This window comes from Streptomyces thermovulgaris (assembly GCF_002155915.1).
Lineage (GTDB): Bacteria > Actinomycetota > Actinomycetes > Streptomycetales > Streptomycetaceae > Streptomyces > Streptomyces thermovulgaris.
Genome location: NZ_MUME01000046.1, coordinates 1 through 3059, shown reverse-complemented (window position 1 = coordinate 3059; position 3059 = coordinate 1). Strand labels below are relative to the sequence as shown.

Annotated in this window: 3 protein-coding genes; 1 reads left to right on the top strand and 2 read right to left on the bottom strand. The window is 71.7% G+C overall.

Features of this window, described 5'->3' with window-relative positions:
• A partial coding sequence (locus tag CCN35_RS05340; protein ID WP_086791675.1) for a slipin family protein occupies window positions 1–873 on the bottom strand: 873 nt, incomplete at its 3' end.
• Window positions 874–1077: 204 nt separating this feature from the next.
• Complete coding sequence (gene zapE, locus CCN35_RS05335; protein WP_067396605.1) at window positions 1078–2205, bottom strand: cell division protein ZapE; 1128 nt, start codon at window positions 2203–2205, stop codon at window positions 1078–1080.
• A 37-nt stretch (window positions 2206–2242) separates the two neighbouring features.
• Here zapE and CCN35_RS05330 point away from each other — a divergent pair.
• A partial coding sequence (locus tag CCN35_RS05330; RefSeq protein ID WP_107501028.1) for a pyrimidine reductase family protein occupies window positions 2243–3059 on the top strand: 817 nt, incomplete at its 3' end.

Genomic DNA, 3059 nt, shown 5'->3' with positions numbered 1-3059 from the left:
CGCCGACGCGGTCACGGCCGCGGCGGCCGTGACCGCGTCGGCGGTGGTGCGGAGGGGGGTGAGCGGGGCGGCCGGCGTCTGGTCGGAGGACTCCTGCGACTGCGACTTCGGATGCTGCTGAGCCCTTTCCAGGAAGCGGAGGAGCTCCACGGGGAAGGGCAGGACGAGCGTGGAGTTCTTCTCCGCGGCGACCGTCGTGATCGTCTGCAGCAGCCGCAGTTGCAGCGCGGAGGGCGTATGGGCCATCTGCTGCGCCGCCTCGGCCAGCTTCTTGGACGCCTGCAGCTCCGCGTCCGCGTTGATGATGCGGGCCCGCCGGTCCCGGTCGGCCTCCGCCTGCCGGGCCATGGAGCGCTTCATCGTGTCCGGCAGGGACACGTCCTTGATCTCCACACGGTCGATCTGCACGCCCCACCCGACGGCCGGACTGTCGATCATCAGCTCCAGCCCCTGGTTGAGCTTCTCGCGGTTGGACAGCAGGTCGTCCAGGTCGCTCTTGCCGATGATCGAACGCAGCGAGGTCTGGGCCATCTGCGAGACCGCGAACCGGTAGTCCTCCACCCGGATGAGCGCGCTCGCCGGGTCGACCACCTTGAAGTAGACGACCGCGTCCACGCGCACGGTCACGTTGTCCCGGGTGATGCCCTCCTGCGAGGGGACCGGCAGCGTGACGATCTGCATGTTGACCTTGTGGAGCCGGTCCACGATCGGGACGATCAGCGTCAGACCCGGCAGACGCGGCGCACCGAGCAGCCGTCCGAACCGGAACACCACTCCACGTTCGTACTGCTTGACGATCCGCACCGCCGAGGCGAGACACACGAGCCCCGCACAGCCCACGGCGATCGCGGCGGTCACCAGTTCCTGCATCATGACGACTCCTCGGACGGACGGTCGTCTGCGCCTTGTGCGCCTTCCTCCACGATAAGTCCAATAGGGAAAAAATGTTCGGTTCGTGGGGGATGCAGTGCGGTGAGGAGAACCGGTGCACGAAAAAGGAGGTGCACGAAAAAAGGAGGCGAGGGGCGTGGCAGCGTGCGGGGGCACGCCGTCACGCCCCTCAAGGTCGCTTCGGGGTCACTCCGCCTCGACGAGTCCCTTGGCGTCCCGGGCGAGGGCGGTGAGGCGGGATATCGCGCGGAAGTACTTCTTGCGGTAGCCGCCCTTGAGCATCTCCTCGCTGAACAGCCGGTCGAAGGGCACGCCCGAGGCCAGCACGGGCACCTCGCGGTCGTAGAGCCGGTCCGCGAGCACCACGAGCCGCAGCGCGGTCGACTGGTCGGGCACCGGCCGCACCCCGGTCAGGCACACGGCCGCCACGCCCTCGGTCAGGGCGCCGTAGCGGCTGGGGTGCACCTTGGCCAGGTGCTCGAGAAGGTCGGAGAAGTCGTCGAGGGAGGCGCCGGCGGTGGTGTGCGCCGCCGCGGTCACCTGCTCGTCGGAGTACGGCGCCGGAGCCTGGGGCAGGCCGCGGTGGCGGTAGTCCTCGCCGTCGATGCGCAGTGTGCGGAAGTGCGCGGCCAGACCCTGGATCTCGCGCAGGAAGTCCGCGGCGGCGAACCGGCCCTCGCCGAGCTTGCCCGGCAGTGTGTTGGAGGTGGCGGCGAGGGCGACGCCCTCGTCGACGAGCCGGCCGAGCAGGGTGGAGACCAGCACGGTGTCACCGGGGTCGTCCAGCTCGAACTCGTCGATGCACAGCAGCCGGTGGCCGGAGAGGGTCTCGACCGTCTTCTGGAAGCCGAGGGCGCCGACGAGGTTGGTCAGCTCCACGAACGTGCCGAACGCCTTGCGGGAGGGCTCGGCGTCGGTGGCGTGCCACAGGGAGGCCAGCAGATGGGTCTTGCCGACGCCGTAGCCGCCGTCGAGGTAGATGCCGCGGGGACCGGAGACCCCGCCCTTCGCGGCCTTCCCCCTGCCGTTGCCCCGGTTCCTGCCGAAGCCGAAGAAGCCGCGCCTGCCGGAGCCGGCCGGGGACGTGCCGCCGAGACCGGCGGCGAAGTCCTCCAGGACCCGTACGGCCTCGGCCTGGCTGGGCTGGTCCGGGTCGGGAAGGTACGTCGCGAAGCGCACCGCGTCGAAGCGCGGCGGAGGCACCATCTCGGCGACCAGCCGGTCGGCGGGGACGTGCGGCTCACGGGCGCACAGGGACAGCGGGGCCGTGCCGGCCGGGGAGCTGAGCCCAGAAGGGGCTGTGGAGGAGGACACGATCCCCCATGGTAAGCGGCATGGAACACTGCACGGCATGCGACGCCTGTTCCCTGTGACCGACGAGACAGCGGCCCGGACCTCCGGGGCCGGTGGTACGCACGTGCCCGGCGCCCTCGAGGACCGGGAGTGGACCCTCGCCGAGCTGGCGGCCTTCTACGCCTACCCGGAGCGCGGGAGCGCGGGCCGGGAGCCGTGGCTGCGCGCCAACATGGTGACCACGCTGGACGGGGCCGCCCAGCACGAGGGGCGTTCGCAGCCCATCTCCTGCGCCGCCGACATGCGGATCTTCGGCACGCTGCGGGCCCTGGCCGACGTCGTGGTGGTCGGGGCGGAGACGGTGCGCCGGGAGGGGTACCGCCCGGCGCGGGCGCGGGCGCAGTTCGCGGAGCTGCGGAAGGCGGCCGGGCAGGAGCCGGCCCCGGCGATCGCGGTGGTCACCACAAGCCTGGAGCTGGACTTCTCGCTGCCGCTGTTCACCTCGCCCCTGGTGCCCACACTGGTCCTCACGGGTGCCGCGGCGCCCCCCGAGCGGATCGCGGAGGCGGAGAAGGCGGGCGCACGGGTGGTGATCGCCGGCGACGGCACGGGCGTCGACCCCGCCCGCGCCGTGCGGGCCCTCGCCGAACTCGGCCACACCCGTCTGCTCACCGAGGGCGGCCCCCGTCTGCTCGGCCAGATGGTGGCGGCCGACGTCCTCGACGAACTGTGCCTGACCGTCTCCCCGATGCTCGCCGCCGGCGACGCCCAGCGCATCGCGGGAGGTCCCGCCGTCGCGGTCCCCCGGCGCTTCACCCTGGTCTCCCTGCTGGAGGAGGACGGTTTCCTGTTCAGCCGGTACCGGCTGAACAGGA